Source organism: Methylophilus methylotrophus DSM 46235 = ATCC 53528, assembly GCF_000378225.1.
GTDB lineage: Bacteria > Pseudomonadota > Gammaproteobacteria > Burkholderiales > Methylophilaceae > Methylophilus > Methylophilus methylotrophus.
The window spans coordinates 159,148-177,069 of record NZ_KB905145.1 but is presented as its reverse complement, the minus strand read 5'-3'; the positions used below and the strand labels follow the sequence as shown (position 1 = coordinate 177,069).

The following is a 17,922-nucleotide window of genomic DNA, read 5'->3' as shown; positions in this document are numbered from 1 at the left end:
TCATCGTTCGACTTGCATGTGTAAAGCATTCCGCCAGCGTTCAATCTGAGCCAGGATCAAACTCTTCAGTTTAATTCCTAACTATTACTTTTTACCTCTTTACAGAGGCGGTATTCGTTTCGCTTACTTCTCAAATTCATTTCAAGGTATGTGTGTAAACTACACTGTACATACTTGTCATAAATCTAAGTGTAAAGCATTTGTATTTTCTGAGTTTCTACGCATCAAATGCGCTTCACACAACCTACAAACACCCACACTTATCAGTCATCCTAATTTTTAAAGAACATCAGCTTTTCGCTGCTTTCGTTACCGTTGTTGCGTAACGAGGTGCGCATTATATAGGGCTGAGCTTTGCGGTCAACCCCTATTTTTGCGTTTTTACAGTTTTGTTACAAATTGATGATTATTTCTTGAAAGCTGCCTTGATTCTCAACCAGGTTTGGGTCAAGACGTTACCATCCAGATGGTAATGCTTATGTAAAGGCTGTTTGACCTCCCAGCTGACTTTCAGGCCCGCCGGAAAAACGACAAAGTCACCTTTACCAAAACTGACCGGCGATCCGCCAACAGGCGTCACCACACATTGACCTTCTAATATATATGCCTGCTCTTTCTCATGAAATACCCAATCAAAGGTCGACACCTCTTTTTTCCAGGTAGGCCATTTGGATACACCTAAGTCCTTTAGTTGTGTTTCGGCAGGATTGTGCTGAACTTGAATTTGCATGCTGGACTCCTTAAATCGAAAGTGCGCATTTTACATGCTTTAGTAGTCAGGCTTTTACAGAGTAAAATACTTTTTCCAAAATGACTCAGGGTGCATGATGCGTATTAGCCAGGCAAAGGCGATAGAATTATTGAAGCAGGGTGAAGTCGTCGCCATTCCTACCGAGACAGTGTACGGCCTGGCAGCCGATGCCCGCAATGAAGAAGCCATTTCCAAAATTTACGCGACCAAACAACGTCCGGCTAACAATCCGCTAATTGTACATATTGCCAGTGCCGCGCAGGTGCTCGATTGGGCAAGTGAATTTCCGCCACTGGCGCAAAAGTTGACGCAAGCATTCTGGCCTGGTCCTTTCACCTTAGTATTACCAGCACGCAAAGAAGTTTCTGCTAGCGTAAGGGCTGGCGAACCTACGGTAGCGCTGAGAGTCCCGTCGCATCCCGTCGCTCTTACCCTGCTGAATGATAGCGGCTTGGGATTAGCTGCCCCGTCTGCCAATAAATATACCCAATTGAGTCCAACCACGGCGGCGCATGTAGAAGCAGGCCTGGGCGCAGAAGTTCCTGTTCTTGACGGCGGCGCTTGCCAGGTAGGGATAGAGTCGACGATTGTCAGCGTACATGGTGATGAATGGCAGTTATTGCGGCCAGGAATGATAGATGCCTCAGACATTACAGCGATTACTGGGAAACCAGCAATGCAGCAAGCAATAACACATCTGCCTAAAGTACCTGGACAACATCTCCTGCATTACTCACCACGCACACCTTGCCTGTTATTTGAGTCTCGCCAGGCAATGCTGAATTATGCTTGCAATAAAACTGCGGCAGCAGCTTTACTGTTTGGGGAAGGCAAATCTGTGACAGACAAAGACTTTGTTTTGCCAAATGACGTAGCCTTGGCCGCAGAACATTTATATGCAGCGCTGCACACCCTGGACGCTGCGCAGGCTGAAATCATCCTGATAGAATCCCCCCCAGCGGACATTGCCTGGGATGCCCTCAGGGATCGTTTACAACGTGCCACTTACCATCCTCACACCCAAAACGATTGAGTCTGCCATATATGACTGGCACAATATAATGTATCTCTATTATATTAGTGCTTGATTAGAACAAGATTATTCACAATGAAAAACGCCTCTCAACTTTTGATGGTCGCCGCGCTCTCGGCTTTATTATTCGGTTGCAAAACCTTTGAAATACCAAGCGTATTTGATAAAGGCACCAAGGAAATTCCACGCTATGGTAAAGAAGCCATTCATTATCAATGTGAGAATTATCAATCCTTCGGACTCAAGCTATCAGAAAATGGCGAAGAAGCCTGGGTGATGTTGCCAGACCATGAGGTCGGGCTGACCAGGGATGCAAATGATAAGCAGCTTTATCATTATGGCACCATGGATTTGCGGTTGAATGGTGAACAAACTACGCTGGATGATAGCGACCATTTGCACCTGAAGAACTGCAAAGCCGCCCCGTCCAAATAGCAACACTTTAATGCAAAAACCCCGCCTTGGCGGGGTTTTCTGTTTCTGATGGTATGTGAATTAAACAGTCACGATGCCGCCTACCAGGCCCAATACCGTCTCGACCAGTGGACCAACTACTGGCAAACCAGTCAGCAACCCGGAAACGGTATTCAGCAACCCACCTACAGTACCCAATAGACCTCCAAGCAAACCGCCAACCAGTGGCAGATCACTTACAAGACTTGTCAGGTTCAATGCTGCGCCACCAGAAACAGCTTCAACTTCAGTTTTGTTCAATTCTTGAATTGCCATAACTTTTTCCAGATTTTAAATTTTTAAAAACTCATCATAGAGTGACGAAAGACGCATTATCTACAATGAGATAATTGGGTCAGCCTGCATCTATACACGCAGGCCACCAAAAAAATGTTTTATTAGGGTTCGGCAATTGCCCACAACCCAACACGGCCCATGCTTGCTGCGAGTTTAAGTCGGGCAGTTCGCCACGCAGACAGTGACTTGATATTTTGTTGTTTGGCATTGGACCAGGCATTCTGGGCATTCAAGAGCTCGATAATATTGCCCACACCCGCGTTATACCTGCCCTGCGCTACCGCAAACGCCTCCTTGGAGTTGGCAACCAACTCCTCTGCTGCACGCAAACTTTCACGCTCGGAGATTAATGCATGATAGCTTTTCCACACATCCAGCGTGACTTGCTGCGTGACCCGCTTTAATTCGGCAGCCCGCACTTGCGACTCAGCTTCTGCCGATTGCACTTGATGCTTACGGGCAAATCCTTCAAATAAAGGCACATTCACTTGCAAACCAACCGAAGAATTATCTGTGTACACATCAGAAGCGGGAATACCTGCCAGCTGCGACTGACCCAACTGGTCGGTGCGGCTGATTTCGGCATTGAAACTCAAGGTAGGCAGCCCTTCAGCACTCACGGCTTGAATATTTTCTTTTGACGCCCGCAGCTTGGCTTTTGCCGCAATAATGGACGGATGAGACTCGATTGCCTCTTGGATCATTTGGTCTGCCGTGGTAACAAAATCCGTTTTCTCTAATTGATCACTACGGCTTTTCACAGTAAATCGGGTGTTAGCCACCACCCCCATGGCGGAGGCCAATGTGCCATGGGCATTATTCACATCCCCTTCGGCTTTTGTTCGCTCCAGTCTGGCTTGCGCGTATGCCGTCTGGGCTTGCAACTGGTCTGTCAGCAACCCTACACCTGCCTTAAATTTGGCGGTAGCAGCCGCCAGGCTTTCCTTGGCCACTTTTTCTGATTCCTCAAACGCACCTAACATCGCCTGGGTGGATAAATGGTCAAAATATGCTTGTGCTGCACTGATAAAGACTTCTTGCAACGCGGCATCATGTAGCGCATTTGCGGCATCCAGCAAAGCTTCCGCCTGGCTCATCTTGGCAGAACGTTGCCCGAAATCGGCAACCAGCCAGGTCAAGCGCAAGCTGTGTGCGCGGCTCAGGATGCGGTTATCCTGGTCTAAAAATGAAAAGCGGGAATTGGTGACTTCGTTATGGATTTTAGAGATGCCAGAGACCAGATTGACCTTAGGCAAATAGTCGGCCCGCTGTACGCCGACTTGCTCTGCCTGCGCACGTGCACTGGCCCATACTTCGGAGGTTTTTGGGTTATTGCAAAGCGCTTGCTCAACCACATCAAGCAGAGCCAGTGGCCAATCTGGCAAAGTATCCGCACAAGCTGCGCTGGCTGCATCCGGTTGAGTGACCAACATATTTTTTGCCGGGCCACCCTGCATGTGTTGCTGAAACTCCATAAAATCAGTGAGCTTGAGGGCGCAGGCAGGATAGCTCAAACTGCAAAACAGGGCGATGAAGCATAGCTTGAGTATGCCCGGCCTGCTCATTAGGCGACGCCCTCATTAGCGGCTTTCACTCTACCGGCTTCTAATGTAATCACGCGATCAGCCGACGCAATCGTTTCAGGTCGATGGGCAATAATGATGCGCGTCATATTCAACGCCTGTATTTCCTGATTGACCATGGTTTCTCGGATGACATCCAGGTGGCTGGTCGCCTCATCAAGGAATAAGAGCCGAGGTCGCTTGTACAAAGCGCGTGCGAGCAGAATTCGCTGTTTTTGCCCGCCTGACAACGCAGCGCCCATATCGCCGATCAAGGTATTAAAGCCCATGGGCATGGCAATGATCTCTTCATATACTGCCGCTTTATGGGCACACTCTTCGACCCAGCCATGATCGACTTGCTGATCAAAGAAAGCAATATTGTCTGTAATCGAGCCGGCAAACAGCACATCATCTTGCATGACAACACCTATCATGGACCGCAACTGTTCAAGCCCTAATTTTGCCAAAGGCTGCCCCCCAATCAGAACTTCTCCCTCATTGGCTATACGGATACCAAGCATCACGCTCAGGAGGGTGGACTTGCCGCAACCAGAAGGGCCGACGATCGCCACTGACTCGCCTTCACGCACATGCAAGTCAACCCCATCCAGCACCCAAGGTTCACCATCTGCATATCGATAACGCAAACCTTTAATGTCGATAGTGGCAGGTAAGCGAGCCAGCTCTTGCCGATTCAACCCCTCTACAGAAGTTTGCTCCTGCTCGGCGAGGGCAATATCCGCCAGCCGCTCTCCCTGCAAATGCAACATGCGGATTTCAACCAGGCGATCAATCAGACCACTGACACGCGACACAAACTGGTCTTTATAGGCAATAAAAGCGAGGAGGGCACCCACGGTGAAATCGCCCGCGATGACCAGCCGGGCGCCCAGCCAGATAATTAACACGCGCTCCGCCCCAAACAACAGCCCATTCATCAAACGGTATAAAACATTCAGCTTTTGTGTACGTAAGTCAGCGTTCACTTGCTCTACAAACAAACCCAACCAGCTGGTTCTGCGTTCGTCCAGGCGCTGGAACAACTTAAGCGCACGCACACCGCGTACGGTTTCAATAAAATGGGTTTGCTGTTTGGCGGCGTGGACAATTTGCTCTTCGGTCGCATTACGCAAAGGGCGGAACCACACCCAGCGACCCAAGGCATACAGCGCCATGGCTCCAATGGCAATCCAGGCCATCGATGGGCTGTACAAGAACATCATGACCAGAGTGACAATTGTCAGTACGCCATCCAACATGGCTTCGACAAAAGTGCTGGTCAATGTATGCTGGATTTGGTCGATTGCGCCAAATCTGGAGACGACATCCCCCAGGTGACGCTTTTCGAAAAAGTCTACCGGCAGACGGATCAGGTGGGCAAAGATATTGGCACGCCATTGCACATTGAGCGTGGTGGCCATATGCATAATGACCCAGGCTCGCACGGTGGTAATGGCTTGTTGCATCAACATTAAGATGCCAAAGCCAATCGCCAGGGTAGTCAGCAAATCATAATCTGCGGCAACAATGGCATGGTCGACTACCCATTGCATATACAACGGTGACACCAGCGCAAAGACTTCCAGCGCTAAGGCTAGCAACAGGATTTGCCCCAGTGAGCGGTAAAGACCCGTGACATGACCCATCATGTCGCGCAACTTGATACTTTGCTTAAAAGTCACGCGCTTGAATCCGGGGTTAGGCCACAATTCAAGGGCGACACCGGTAAACGCAGCAGAAACCTCTTCAAATGGGACTTTGCGCAATCCCATAGCCGGGTCGTGGATGACCACATGCCGGGTGCCAACCTCCTTCAACACCACAAAATGATTAAAGTTCCAATGGAGGATACAAGGACGCCGCAAATCGCGAAGGTCTTCCAGTTCCAACTTGACTGGGCGGGTGGTAAACCCTACAGCCTGTGCCATCGCCATCAGGTAATTCAGCGTTGTACCCTTAATTGAGATCAGGAATAAACGCCGCAGGGTTGATAAATCTGTACGAAAGCCGTGATAGTTGGAAACCATCGCCAGGCAAGCCAACCCACATTCGCTGGCCTCGGTCTGTAAAATAATCGGCAGCTTGCGCCCAAAACCGAATGACAGTTGATTAAGAAATGACATGACCTTCTTTCATGCGGATGGATTACAGCTTCCCTGTCAAACTGAACAAGGGCTCTAGCACCCACTCATACAAGTGTCGACGCTCCAGCATAATGTCGGCATCCAGTAACATACCGGCCTGCAACGGCTGCTGCTTGCCATAAGCCACCATGGATTGGTGATCGAGTGCTACCGTGATGCGGTAAAAAGGTTCGCTATGCTGGTTGTTGGCAGACACATTGCCCATGGTAAAGATTTCCCCTGCGGGCAGTGCCGTTCTTGACACAGACTGTACCCGCCCACTTGCCTGGCCAAATTTCTGGTAAGGGTAGGCTTGGTAGCGCAACCTCACCGGCACGCCTTCACGCACAAAACCCACTGCGCGGCTGGGTGCAAACAAATGCGCTTGCAGCATTGCGCCGCTTGGCACAATGCTTACCAAGGGACGGCTACCTTCTACCGCTGTACCAAGGTTGGCGACCACTGCAGTTGCAGTGCCAGATTCTGGTGCTCGAATCACCAGCCTGCGCTTAGCCTCACTCTCGGTAAGCTGCTGGTTGACACCTGAAATACTGCGCTCAAGCTGGGCGATCTGGTTTTGATGCTTGGCCCGTAAACTGGATAACTCATCTTGCCTGGCGACCAATTCGCGCTGCATGCGTACCTGCTCGCGTGCCAGCGATTCAAGGCGGGAGGATTGCTCTATCCAGTCCTCCTGTTTTTGCTGGGTCTGTTCACGGGAAATATAGTTGTTTTCCAGCAAGCCCAAATAGCGCTTATGCGCTTCTTCACTGAGCTGTACACGCGTCTGCTGTGACTGATATTGCGTATCCAGCCGATGAAGCTCATCCTTGATTCCCTCAATACGTGATTGCAAGGCTTGCTGCTCATCTCGCTGCTGTAATTTTGTTTTTACAATTTCATTTTCTAATGACTGTCGCTGCTGCTTGTGTTGGGCACTAATAGAAGCCTGAATGGAGCCTTGCGCATCCGAATAACGCTCACTGGAAAGAATAAAAAGGATGTCATTCTGTTTGACTGGCTGCCCCTCTTGCACCCGCTTTTCGACCACAATGCCAAATTGTGGCGCATAGACCTTTACCAAGCCAGTTTCCGGTACCAGCTGACCGACCACTGTGCTGCGTTTGGTATATGTTCCCCATACCATGAAAGCCACGACTATCCCGGCAAACAGCAAGGCCATCAGCGTCAAAAAAAGATAACTCATGGGGCGAATGAGCAGAATCGTGCCCAGCCAGTGGTTTTTTTGCGCATTAAGTGCTGCATGACGGAAAAGAGGAAGATTTGCCATGAGAGTAGGCCGGAAGCGGTGATTACAATAGGTTAAATTTAATAATATTTATTAACAATCCTGTGGATTATAGGAGGGCTTCAAATTTGATGCAATAAAGTCTGTCTATTTACTAGTCATATTTCTAAACGCATCTCCTTCCGATTAGCAAGCACCCCACATTCATGGAGCTTTAATTTACAGAAAACCTCCTTTTAATCATCCCGATATCAATTCAACGCCAAAATACAGCATAATTAAGATTCTCTTACGCGCCGCAACCCATGGGTTGGCTAGCACATTACATGACCGCATTGGGACAGGATCGAGTTTGGTTAACAAAACAAGAGAAAGTGCTATCAAGGCCTTAGAGTTCAATCCACACGATCTTACCTGTGAAGAATTGCGCCATGTTTACCGCGGTAAAAACAGTAGCATATTGATTGTTCTTTTCTGTGGATCGGTCGCCGCAAGTATGCTGGCATGGGATATTAGCTGGCAATTGGCGATTCAAATATCTATTTTTGGAGCGCGTTAATCACCTATGCAAAAGCCCTGTAAAGGCGGCAATATCAATATTATTGCTTGACTCTAGTGCAATCTAAAAACCAAATAGCAGCTACTTATCTAAATCTAAACGTCAAGGGGCAAGATTTCTTAGCCTTGCCCCTTTGCAGCATTGATTAGTCGTTTTATGTCAGAACGAAGACGTTCCTGGAATCCAGGTAGTGCCTGCGAGCGGAACCTTGGCCATCGCAGCGGATTCAATCGTGAGTGCCACCAAATCCTCAGGTTCCAAATTATGCAAGTGAGATTTACCGCATGCTCTCGCGATCACCTGAGCTTCCATCGTCAGCACAGAGAGATAGTTAGCAAGACGACGGCCAGCTTTCACCGGATCTAAACGCTTCATCAATTCTGGATCTTGTGTAGTAATCCCTGCAGGATCCTTACCTTCATGCCAATCATCATAAGCGCCGGCAGTGGTCCCAAGTTTTTGGTATTCCTCTTCCAGATGTGGATCGTTATCACCCAACGCAATTAATGCAGCGGTGCCGATAGCGACAGCGTCTGCGCCCAACGCCAAGGCTTTAGCGACATCAGCACCATTTCTGATACCACCCGAAACAATCAGCTGAACTTTACGGTGCATACCCATATCTTGCAGCGCCTGGACAGCTGGTCGAATTGCCGCAAGAATAGGGATGCCCACATGTTCAATAAACACCTCTTGTGTGGCAGCGGTCCCACCTTGCATACCATCGAGTACCACAACATCGGCGCCCGCTTTAACAGCGAGTGTGACATCAAAATATGGACGCGTCGCACCAACCTTCACATAAATTGGTTTTTCCCAATCTGTGATCTCACGCAGTTCAGCAATCTTAATTTCCAAGTCATCTGGACCAGTCCAGTCCGGATGGCGACATGCAGAACGTTGATCGACGCCTTTAGGCAAGCAACGCATTTTCGCGACACGGTCACTAATTTTCTGGCCCAGCAACATCCCCCCGCCACCAGGCTTCGCGCCTTGGCCAATCACCACTTCAATGGCATCCGCTTTCCGCAGATCATCTGGATTCATGCCATACCGAGAAGGCAAGTATTGATAGACCAGAATCGAAGACTGACCACGCTCCTCAGGCGTCATACCGCCATCCCCAGTGGTTGTACTGGTACCGACTGCGCTTGCCCCACGGCCCAGCGCCTCTTTTGCTGGCCCAGACAGCGCACCAAAGCTCATGCCCGCAATCGTTACCGGGGTCTTGAGATGAATAGGTTTTTTGGCATACCGTGTTCCGAGGACCACATCTGTGCCACATTTCTCACGATAACCTTCAAGTGGATATCTACTGACAGAAGCCCCCAAGAATAATAGGTCATCGAAATGTGGCAATTTTCGTTTAGCACCCGCGCCACGAATATCATAAATGCCGGTGGCTGCTGCACGGCGAATTTCTGACATCGTTCCCGGATCGAACGTCGCAGAAAAACGCGGTTCTGTTTGCGGAGTTTTTTTAGAGGTATCGCTCATGATTAATATGCTCCTGCGTTATCAACATGGAAGTTATAGAGAGTGCGTGCAGAGCCAAATAATTTGAAGCTATCCGGATCCACCTCTGCGTGCCCGGATTTGGCCAGAAGATCCACTAAAATATTGCGTGACTCCTGATCCATCTCCTTCTCTTCACAATCGGCACCCAGGCTCTTGACGTTACCGCGCACAAAGAGCCGAGCTTCGTATAATGAGTCGCCTAATGCCTCACCTGCGTCTCCAAGCACCACCAGATTGCCAGCTTGTGCCATGAATGCAGAAAAGCTTCCCACAGAACCGCCAACCACAATATCAGCCCCTTTAAGCGAGATGCCGCACCGGAGCCCGGCGTCACCGTCAATAATTAACAAACCACCTTGCGCCGTTGCGCCAGCAGCATTAGAAGCGAAGCCTTTCACATGCACCACGCCGGACATCATATTCTCCGCCACGCCAGTGGAGGCACTGCCGGTCACAGTGACTGTCGCCAGTTGGTTCATGCCTGCGGCGTAATATCCTGCGTGACCATCGATCGTGACATTCACCTCAGCATTCAGACCGACTGCGATGTTGTGAGCCCCATTGGGGTTGCTAATGACCACGTTTTTACCACTCAACTCTGCTGCAGGGCGATGCAGATATTGATTCACGGTTCTCAACTCGGTATTTTCCAAGTCAAATTTTAGACTTTCCATACGTACATCTCCTTTGGTGAAGGTTCAAAAACGTGAGCATTCTTCACATCAGGAAGGTGGGCTAAAGAGCGGAACTCTGAAGCGATCGCGACATAATCATCATGCTCGGCGACCACTGCAGGCTTACACGCAAATGGATCCCTCACCAAGGCCAATTGATCTTTGGTCCCCATCAGCAATGTATAGAATCCATCCAGCTCGTCGAAACCATGTTCCAGGGCGGTTTTCAAATCATCACCTTCACGCATACGCCACTCAAGGAAGCGGCAGGCTGCTTCAGTGTCATTGTCGGTTTCAAAATTGATACCTTCATGTTGCAGCTTGCGACGGAGGCTGTTGGGGTTAGAAAGGGATCCATTGTGCACCAGGCACCAATCTGTGCCTGCTGTAAAAGGATGCGCATGCGCTGGGGTAATGGCAGATTCAGTCGCCATCCGTGTATGCCCAACCAAATGCGTGCCACTCAATGCTGGCAAATCATAACGCGCAGCCACATCGGCAGGCAGGCCGGTATCTTTGTACACGTCGATCGATTGACCCACCGAAAGGATATGAATCTGCGGATAGGCTTGCTTGATCCAGCTTTTTACTTTCACGGTGTCAACTGCGGAGGTGAGAATCGCATGATTACCCTTCACCGCGAGAGTGACCTGGTCTGAGTGCTCTGAATTAAACGCTTGCTCCAATGCCTTCCAGCTAAAATCTGCCGTCGGTGCATACAGGCTATATTTCAACGCATTTGCATCCACTGGCGACGTAAACACAGCCATGCCAGCAGAATCCGGTCCTCGCTCTGTCATCCCAATCAGCATCGGCATCATCAATTGACCGATATTTGCGCGCATACTCTGGTTTTTAACCAGTAATCCTACAATCCCACACATCATTTTCTCCTATCAATACTTCATGTTCGATGACCAATGCGTCACTCACATCAAACAATTAAAAGAACTCAACATACCTATCAATTTCCCACTGGGAGACATGCCGTTGATAATCAATCCACTCCATGCGTTTGATCTTTAAAAACTCTTGGGCAAGATTTGCCCCCAGCGCATCCATGATGACCTCATCACTCTCAAGCGCATCCAATGCCTCACCCAGATTCTGGGGAAGTATGCCAATCTTCAATGCTTGAAGTTGCTCGGGGCTGTAATCGTAGAGATTCTCATCATGTCCCTTGCCTGGGTTTAACTGACGGGCAACGCCATCCAAGCCCGCTGCGATCACGGCTGCGGTGGCAAGATATGGATTACAGCTGCCGTCAGGGAGCCGCAGTTCTAAGCGGCCATAAGGAATACGCACCAATGTCGAACGGTTATTGTTACCGTAACTGATATACGCTGGCGCCCAAGTTGAACCGGTTAATGAGCGCCCAACGACCAGTCTTTTGTACGAATTTACGGTCGGATTGCATAAGGCGGTCAGTGCCGGGGCATGCGCGAGGATCCCGCCCAGGAAATGGTAGGCCAGGCTAGACAACCCCAGACCAGAGGGATCATTGTCGTCTTGGAACAGGCTTTTTTCTCCATCCCCTATGGACATATGCATGTGCATACCATTGCCAGGCCGATTGCTAAATGGCTTAGGCATGAACGAGCAGATCATGCCCATCTCATTGGCGATCTCACTCGCAGCCATCTTGAATAAAATGTAATCGTCTGCACTTTTGAGGCATTCGGAGTAGGTGTAGTTAATTTCAAACTGACCATTCGCATCCTCATGATCAATTTGATAAACATCCATCCCTGCCGCAATCAGCGACTCAGTTAACTTACCCAGATACTCAGCGTGTCTTGTAATCCCTTTATAGTCGTAACATGGTTTTTGCAAAGTATCAGTTTCATCAAACGGCAGAATCTGACCCTGTTCGTCACGACGCAGTAATGAGAACTCTGGCTCTAATCCTGTGTAGAAAGTCCATCCACGTTTGGATAACCGGGCAATCTGCTTCTTAAGAACGACGCGTGCATCATATTCATGCGGTTGATTGTTGACATGTCCATCGCACACCAGTCGCGCATAACCAGGTTGCCAAGGTACCAAGCCGATGGTGCTCAGCTCACCAACCGCCATGTAATCAGGGCCATTGGGTGCAATGCCTGTCCCCCAAATTGCCCCACCAGCAAAACCTGCGCCTTTCGTCAGGATATCGTTGAGATGCTCAGCCGGCACTGACTTGACCTTGGCTACCCCATGAATATCGACGAATTGAGCAAGGACGTACTTGACCTTGTTTTCCTGCAAAAACTTTTGTGCTTCCTGCAATGACTTCATTGAGTGCCTCACCTAAAATTTATTAATTAAAATTCGAAACGATCAAGAACCAGTTATCATCTGTTTGAAGTGAACATCCAGGCCAATAGCGCCGCCGCCGAACTCCCCGGCGATTTCAGTGAGCGTGCTCCACATGTAGTTACCATAGCTACCATCGCACCATAACCGGTAGACCAGCTCCCCATTCAGCAATTGGCGAATTAAAGTCACAGACACGCCAGCCACACTGGTCATCAACACAGCGTCAGCAGCAAATGCACTTTCACTCAGGTCTAATGCACAAATTTCACTGAATGCACTGTGGAAATGCACGCCGCTCAGAATGAACGAAGCGTCATAACGCGCCACTACATAAAGATTCTCTGGTGCATCATTTGCATTGATTGCAATCTGCCCCTGGTGGAAACCTTCCAATAAAAATTCACTCCGCCCAAGTCTTAACACCAATCCTCCAGCGTGATCTTGACGCCATGTATTGGGTGCTTTTGGTACGGTAAAGCCTCGGGATTCAAGCCACTCAACGGCCTTTGCTCCTTTAATGCCTACTCTGGAAAATGCGCTCACATCACAAATACCGAGCTTCTTCATCCGTTGCATCTCGATATCCGTATTTTCATAACTTAGAACGATTTCCATCCCGTTCAAGATTGCTTTCTTCATCGTTAACCCTGTCTGCGCAAAACTGACGGGGGATAGTCGGTCAAATACCATTTCCATATTTAATCCCCTTCAATAAATGGTGACTGGACAACATAGGCCTCCACCATCTGGCCGCTGTCAGTTCTAATACTCAAGACGTCACCCAACTTTGTATTCACTGGGGATACATATGCAAACCCTATGAATCTTTGCAGCGTAGGACTCAACGATAGACTGGTGACCCTGCCCTCAATCTGGCCACTTTTGCTGATCACTAAATTACATTCACATGGCACAGGTCCCTGGAAATATGGCTTAAACGAAAAAGCCACTAGTTTTTTTAGCAGAGGACGTTTGCGGATAATTTGCAAACTGCGTTTACCGATAAAGAAAGGTTTATTGAGGTTGATGGCCCAGTCAGCACCAAGCTCAAAGGGGTTTGTAAGACCATCGGTATCATGCCCCATTAATGGGTGGCCCATTTCCAATCGAAGCAATCTTTGTGCCTCTGTACCAAATGGTTTAACACGTCCATCAACGCTTCCACTGTCTAGCAGCAAATTCCACAACTTAAGAACAGATGAGGCAGGCACATGAATCTCATAGGCCTGGTTAGAGACAAATCCAACGCGAATCACACGAGCCTTTATTTCTCCTATGGACGTATCGGCTACTGCACCTAATAGAAACTGGTCTTCAGAAATATCCAATAGGGTGATTTTCTGCAGCACCTTTCTGGCCAATGGCCCGGCAATGTTCACCGCGCCATATGCGCCCGTGACATTGATGAAGGTCACATTCAGGCCCCAAATCTGATTCCACCGCTGCATCTCACGGTAAACCGCGGCGGCATTGCTGGTACTTGCGGTCACATAGAAGAAATTTTCTGCGATCCGGCAAGCGACACCGTCATCTACCATCACCCCTGATTCGTCCAGCATTAAGGCATATCGGGAGCGCCCAACCCTTTGATCTTTAAAATTACCCGTGTAGAAACGTTCTAAAAATTCAGCGGCATTAGCGCCATGAATCTCTATCTTGCCCAAGGTGCTGACATCAATGATGCCCGCTGCACTTCTGACGGCTTTTGCTTCGTTCTGTATAGACTGCTCTTTGGTTTGCCCATCCACTTTGTAGTAGGCTGGACGTTTCCATGCGCCGACATCCGTGAACACTGCACCGTGTTCTGCGTGCCACTGATGCAGAGGGGTATCTCGATGAGGATGCAACCCCCTGCCTGCCAAATGACCTATTGGTGTTGGATGAAAGAAGGGCCGTGCTGTCGTCGTGCCAATTTTATTGACTGGAAGACTTCTGATACGCGCCAGAATACGAATCGCATTCATATTTGAATGCTTGCCCTGACTAGGTCCCATGCCAACTGTCGTGAAACGCTTCATTAATTCGATGTTATCGAAGCCTTCCTGAGCCGCATGGATGAAATCTTTTACGCTGATATCCTCGTCGAAATCCACAAAGTTTTTACCTTTGGGATGCATCACAATCGGATAAGGATGGCTAGGCGATGAACCGGCAAAACTTTCTACGGTGGTGTCGTTTCCAACATAGCCCAAATACTTGAGGGCATCAGAGGCAGCACGGGCGCCATCCTGGAGGCGTTGATTCAAGCCAAAAACACCGTTGACCTTACCTGCCGCGAAAATGCCATTGGGCAGTCTTGACGGTACGAATTGGTGTATTTGATCGTCATAACGCATGCCGGTGCCAGCCTGATAAAGCAATGCAGCAGCAGGCGCCCAGCCTGCACACATGACGATACCGTCACAGTCAATCTGTATGGATTTCTGAGTATCGGCCTGCGCAGAGGCTTCATCGTAATCCGCGACAATCGCGCCTTTAACACCTAACTTGCCGGATACCGGCACAGCTTCATAGATGCAGGCACCGTTATGGATTTTTATGCCTTTATTTGCGACCACACTGGCAATGGCATCCGTCTCTCCACCCGCCCGCATATCAACAATCGCCGCGACCTCTACGCCAGATGCAATCAGATCAAGCGCCACCCGGTAGCCATAGCTATTAGCGGTGACGACTACGCCCTTCAAGAATGGCTTAACGGCATATCGTGCGATGAGACGTTGTGCGGCCGAACCAAGCATGACACCCGGTAGATCATTGTTTCTGAACACGGGAGGTTGCTCAAAGGCACCACTGGCAACAATCACTGCTTTAGCACGTACTTTTGTGATTCCAGATTCGTCTACGATCGGGACCAGATGATCAGCATAATATCCGGCTGCATAAGCGTTAGTTTTCACTGTTAAATTAGGCAGGCTTTGTGCTTCACTCAACATGTTTGCTAACTGTGCGTGATGCGCTGAATTGCCAGCATTGTCGTAAGCAAAACTTCCGCCGGGCTTGGCATTTTCATCCACCAACAGAACCTCTAAGCCTTCACGGGCCGCAGTCAAAGCTGCAGATAACCCTGCAGGGCCAGCGCCAATTACCAGGAGATCGTAATGCGCATAGTGTTTCTTTTTTAAGATCCGCGGATAGTTAAAGTTCACCACGCCCAAACCAGCTGCGTTGCGAATGATGCGCTCCCAAAATGGAAACAAACTGCGTGGGGTATGAAATGCTTTGTAATAAAAGCCCACTGGTAAGAGCGCCGATATCGAATCAAGAAAGCGCTTCTTATCCGCCATCACCCCGCCGTCAACATTCACTACTTGGAGTTTCATCCCCGCTTTAACCTGAACAACATCGGCTCGGATATTGGTATCGACACCATCCGTCACCATGATATTGACGTCATGATTTGCCAGGGTAAAAATGCCTCTGGGGCGATGGTATTTAAAACTACGCCCTAATACTTTCTCGCCCGCAGCCCACAAGGCGCTGCTAATCGTATCGCCTTCAAAACCCTCATAATCTTTACCTTCAAATGAGAATTTAATTTTGTTGTTCCGATTGATCCACTCACCGGAAGTATTTTGTAACCTCATGCTCATTTAGCAGCTTCCTGTTCGTATAAATAGGTACGTGCTACGTTGTCTGTTAAGGTGTCTCTTTCTGCAACAAACCAGGTTCCGCTTGGAGAGTGATACCACCATTCTTTTTTTAGCCCTGGCGCGCCATTGCGGTTATAAACATAATCGGCCCACTCTTTGTCGCTGCATTCAGCCTCGGGCATATCACGAAGTTCGCCACCAAAGACAAATTCGCTTAGTGGTCTCACGCCATTAATCGGGCAAGTAAGTAATTTCATTTCTAATCTTCCTGATGCTTAATGACCGACCGAAGCCGCACCTTTTTCGCCAGTCAATTCGTACTCTTCAAATCTTGAAAGCCTGAAAGGCTTGATGAGATCTGGCGCCATATCGTTAGCAATCGTGGCAGCCATCGTTTTCCCACTGATCGGTGTGGCCTTGAATCCCCATGTTCCCCACCCGGCATCGAGGTAAAAGCCTTCCACCGGTGTCTTGCCCATAATGGGAGAGAAGTCAGGGGTCATGTCTGCCATCCCGCCCCACTGCCTGACGATCTTCACATTGGAGAGGAATGGGAACATGTCTAACATGTGAGACGTCAGTCCCTCCACAAAGTCTAAAGAAGACCTGGTCGAATGAACCTCATAGGGATCCAACGAAGACCCCATGACCAATTCGCCACGGGAAGATTGACTGACGTAGACATGCAAGCTACCGGAAACCAGGATTGAATCCAGCCAGGGTTTCATTGGCTCAGTCACACAGGCTTGCAATGGATGAATGACAATAGGCGTATCAATGCCAGCCATTTTGCAGATGCGGGGAGTGAACCCTGCCACCGCTGAAAGCACTCTGGGGGTAGAGATATAGCCTCGGCTCGTTTGTACCCCTTGAACCTTACCGCCCTTGATATCGATGCCAGTCACTTCTGTACTCTGAAATATATCGACACCTAACCTATCGGCGCCGCGGGCGTAACCCCAAGCGACAGCATCATGCCGAGCCACAGAACCTGGCCCATGATACAAAGCCCCTAAAATGGGCGCATGGCCACTACAGCTGATGTCTAACTGAGGACAGGCTTTTGAGATCTCATCCGGACCAACGACATAACTGTCCACGCCCACATGTTTATTGACCTCAGCGCGCCAACGCATTGTCCGCATCGCTGATTCTGTATGTGCCAATGTGAAATGGCCGCGCGTTGAATAGAATAGATTGATATCTAACTCTTCGGACAAACCTTCATATATTTTGACGCTGGCATCATAGAAGTTCACGCCCTCTGGGGTCAGGTAATTAGACCTGACAATGGTGGTATTGCGGCCAGTGTTGCCTCCACCCAAATAACCCTTTTCAAGCACGGCAATATCAGTCATGCCATGGTCTTTAGCCAGATAGTAGGCAGCAGCCAAACCGTGTCCGCCTCCACCAATAATGACTGCGTCGTAACTTTTCTTAGGGGTCACATTCTCCCTAAAAAACCGAGTCTCTTTGTACTCTTTACTCAACGCATATTTAAGCAATCTTAGAGGCATTCAACGCTCCGCAACTATCCAACATCAATCTCGACATGAAAATTTTATTCCCAGCAGGAAACAACAATTCCATTTATACGCATTGCAAAAACCACTGTCAACGGCTTTATGAATATTTTTTTCCTGCCAGGAATAAATTTACCTATTTTGCAATGATTTGGTGCATAATTTGGTCTGATGAACACATTTAGAGCATGTGAATATGGCTGAGGATGGGTTAATGACCAGGAAATGGTTAGTTAATTAATTTTCCAGCAGGAACTTGATTTACTGTGCCTGTGATAATTGAACG

Annotated in this window: 16 protein-coding genes and 1 rRNA gene; 3 read left to right on the top strand and 14 right to left on the bottom strand. The window is 49.0% G+C overall.

The window, feature by feature from the left end; all coding sequences use genetic code 11:
* A 16S ribosomal RNA gene (locus F463_RS0111790) occupies positions 1-72 on the bottom strand; the annotation flags it as partial.
* Between the two features lie 334 nt (positions 73-406).
* Complete coding sequence (locus F463_RS0111785) at positions 407-730, bottom strand: cupin domain-containing protein (protein WP_018987299.1); 324 nt, start codon at positions 728-730, stop codon at positions 407-409.
* Positions 731-824: 94 nt separating this feature from the next.
* On the opposite strand from F463_RS0111785, the gene F463_RS0111780 reads away from it, so the two are divergent.
* Together F463_RS0111780 and F463_RS0111775 are read left to right on the top strand one after the other, a co-directional pair.
* Entirely contained in the window at positions 825-1,784 is a 960-nt protein-coding gene (locus tag F463_RS0111780) for an L-threonylcarbamoyladenylate synthase (protein WP_018987298.1), read from the top strand.
* Positions 1,785-1,859: 75 nt separating this feature from the next.
* Positions 1,860-2,219, top strand: a complete 360-nt coding sequence (locus F463_RS0111775; RefSeq protein WP_018987297.1) for a hypothetical protein — start codon at positions 1,860-1,862, stop codon at positions 2,217-2,219.
* Positions 2,220-2,279: 60 nt separating this feature from the next.
* Here the strand turns inward: F463_RS0111775 and F463_RS0111770 are convergent, their stop codons facing one another.
* The 4 genes from F463_RS0111770 to F463_RS0111755 form a co-directional block, all read right to left on the bottom strand.
* Positions 2,280-2,513 (bottom strand): hypothetical protein, encoded by a 234-nt coding sequence (locus tag F463_RS0111770; RefSeq protein WP_018987296.1) that lies wholly within the window; start codon positions 2,511-2,513, stop codon positions 2,280-2,282.
* A gap of 122 nt (positions 2,514-2,635) precedes the next feature.
* Positions 2,636-4,099: a TolC family protein gene (locus F463_RS0111765; protein WP_018987295.1), complete on the bottom strand. Its 1,464-nt coding sequence runs from the start codon at positions 4,097-4,099 to the stop codon at positions 2,636-2,638.
* Positions 4,099-6,222: a peptidase domain-containing ABC transporter gene (locus tag F463_RS0111760; protein ID WP_018987294.1), complete on the bottom strand. Its 2,124-nt coding sequence runs from the start codon at positions 6,220-6,222 to the stop codon at positions 4,099-4,101. The genes F463_RS0111765 and F463_RS0111760 overlap by 1 nt, the downstream gene beginning before the upstream one ends.
* Before the next feature lie 22 nt (positions 6,223-6,244).
* Complete coding sequence (locus tag F463_RS0111755) at positions 6,245-7,513, bottom strand: HlyD family secretion protein (protein ID WP_018987293.1); 1,269 nt, start codon at positions 7,511-7,513, stop codon at positions 6,245-6,247.
* Positions 7,514-7,823: 310 nt separating this feature from the next.
* Between F463_RS0111755 and F463_RS14825 the strand changes: the two genes are divergently transcribed.
* Positions 7,824-8,030, top strand: coding sequence for a hypothetical protein (locus F463_RS14825; RefSeq protein WP_088177814.1), 207 nt, complete (start codon positions 7,824-7,826; stop codon positions 8,028-8,030).
* A 159-nt stretch (positions 8,031-8,189) separates the two neighbouring features.
* On the opposite strand, the gene F463_RS0111750 is transcribed toward F463_RS14825, so the two are convergent.
* The 8 genes from F463_RS0111750 to F463_RS0111715 are packed head-to-tail and all read right to left on the bottom strand — an operon-like array spanning position 8,190 to position 17,630.
* Positions 8,190-9,527, bottom strand: coding sequence for an FMN-binding glutamate synthase family protein (locus F463_RS0111750; RefSeq protein WP_018987292.1), 1,338 nt, complete (start codon positions 9,525-9,527; stop codon positions 8,190-8,192).
* Between the two features lie 2 nt (positions 9,528-9,529).
* Entirely contained in the window at positions 9,530-10,222 is a 693-nt protein-coding gene (locus F463_RS0111745) for a GltB/FmdC/FwdC-like GXGXG domain-containing protein (protein ID WP_018987291.1), read from the bottom strand.
* Positions 10,210-11,106, bottom strand: coding sequence for a class II glutamine amidotransferase (locus F463_RS0111740; RefSeq protein WP_018987290.1), 897 nt, complete (start codon positions 11,104-11,106; stop codon positions 10,210-10,212). The genes F463_RS0111745 and F463_RS0111740 overlap by 13 nt, the downstream gene beginning before the upstream one ends.
* A gap of 58 nt (positions 11,107-11,164) precedes the next feature.
* Positions 11,165-12,499, bottom strand: a complete 1,335-nt coding sequence (glnT, locus tag F463_RS0111735; protein ID WP_018987289.1) for a type III glutamate--ammonia ligase — start codon at positions 12,497-12,499, stop codon at positions 11,165-11,167.
* A gap of 42 nt (positions 12,500-12,541) precedes the next feature.
* Positions 12,542-13,216, bottom strand: coding sequence for a hypothetical protein (locus tag F463_RS0111730; protein WP_018987288.1), 675 nt, complete (start codon positions 13,214-13,216; stop codon positions 12,542-12,544).
* Positions 13,217-13,218: 2 nt separating this feature from the next.
* The gene (locus tag F463_RS15285; RefSeq protein ID WP_018987287.1) at positions 13,219-16,113 is read right to left on the bottom strand and encodes a 2Fe-2S iron-sulfur cluster-binding protein; all 2,895 of its coding nucleotides are present in this window, start codon (positions 16,111-16,113) and stop codon (positions 13,219-13,221) included.
* Positions 16,110-16,370: a sarcosine oxidase subunit delta gene (locus tag F463_RS0111720; RefSeq protein WP_018987286.1), complete on the bottom strand. Its 261-nt coding sequence runs from the start codon at positions 16,368-16,370 to the stop codon at positions 16,110-16,112. The genes F463_RS15285 and F463_RS0111720 overlap by 4 nt, the downstream gene beginning before the upstream one ends.
* Positions 16,371-16,388: 18 nt before the next feature.
* Entirely contained in the window at positions 16,389-17,630 is a 1,242-nt protein-coding gene (locus F463_RS0111715; RefSeq protein ID WP_026295546.1) for an FAD-dependent oxidoreductase, read from the bottom strand.
* Positions 17,631-17,922 lie beyond the last annotated feature (292 nt).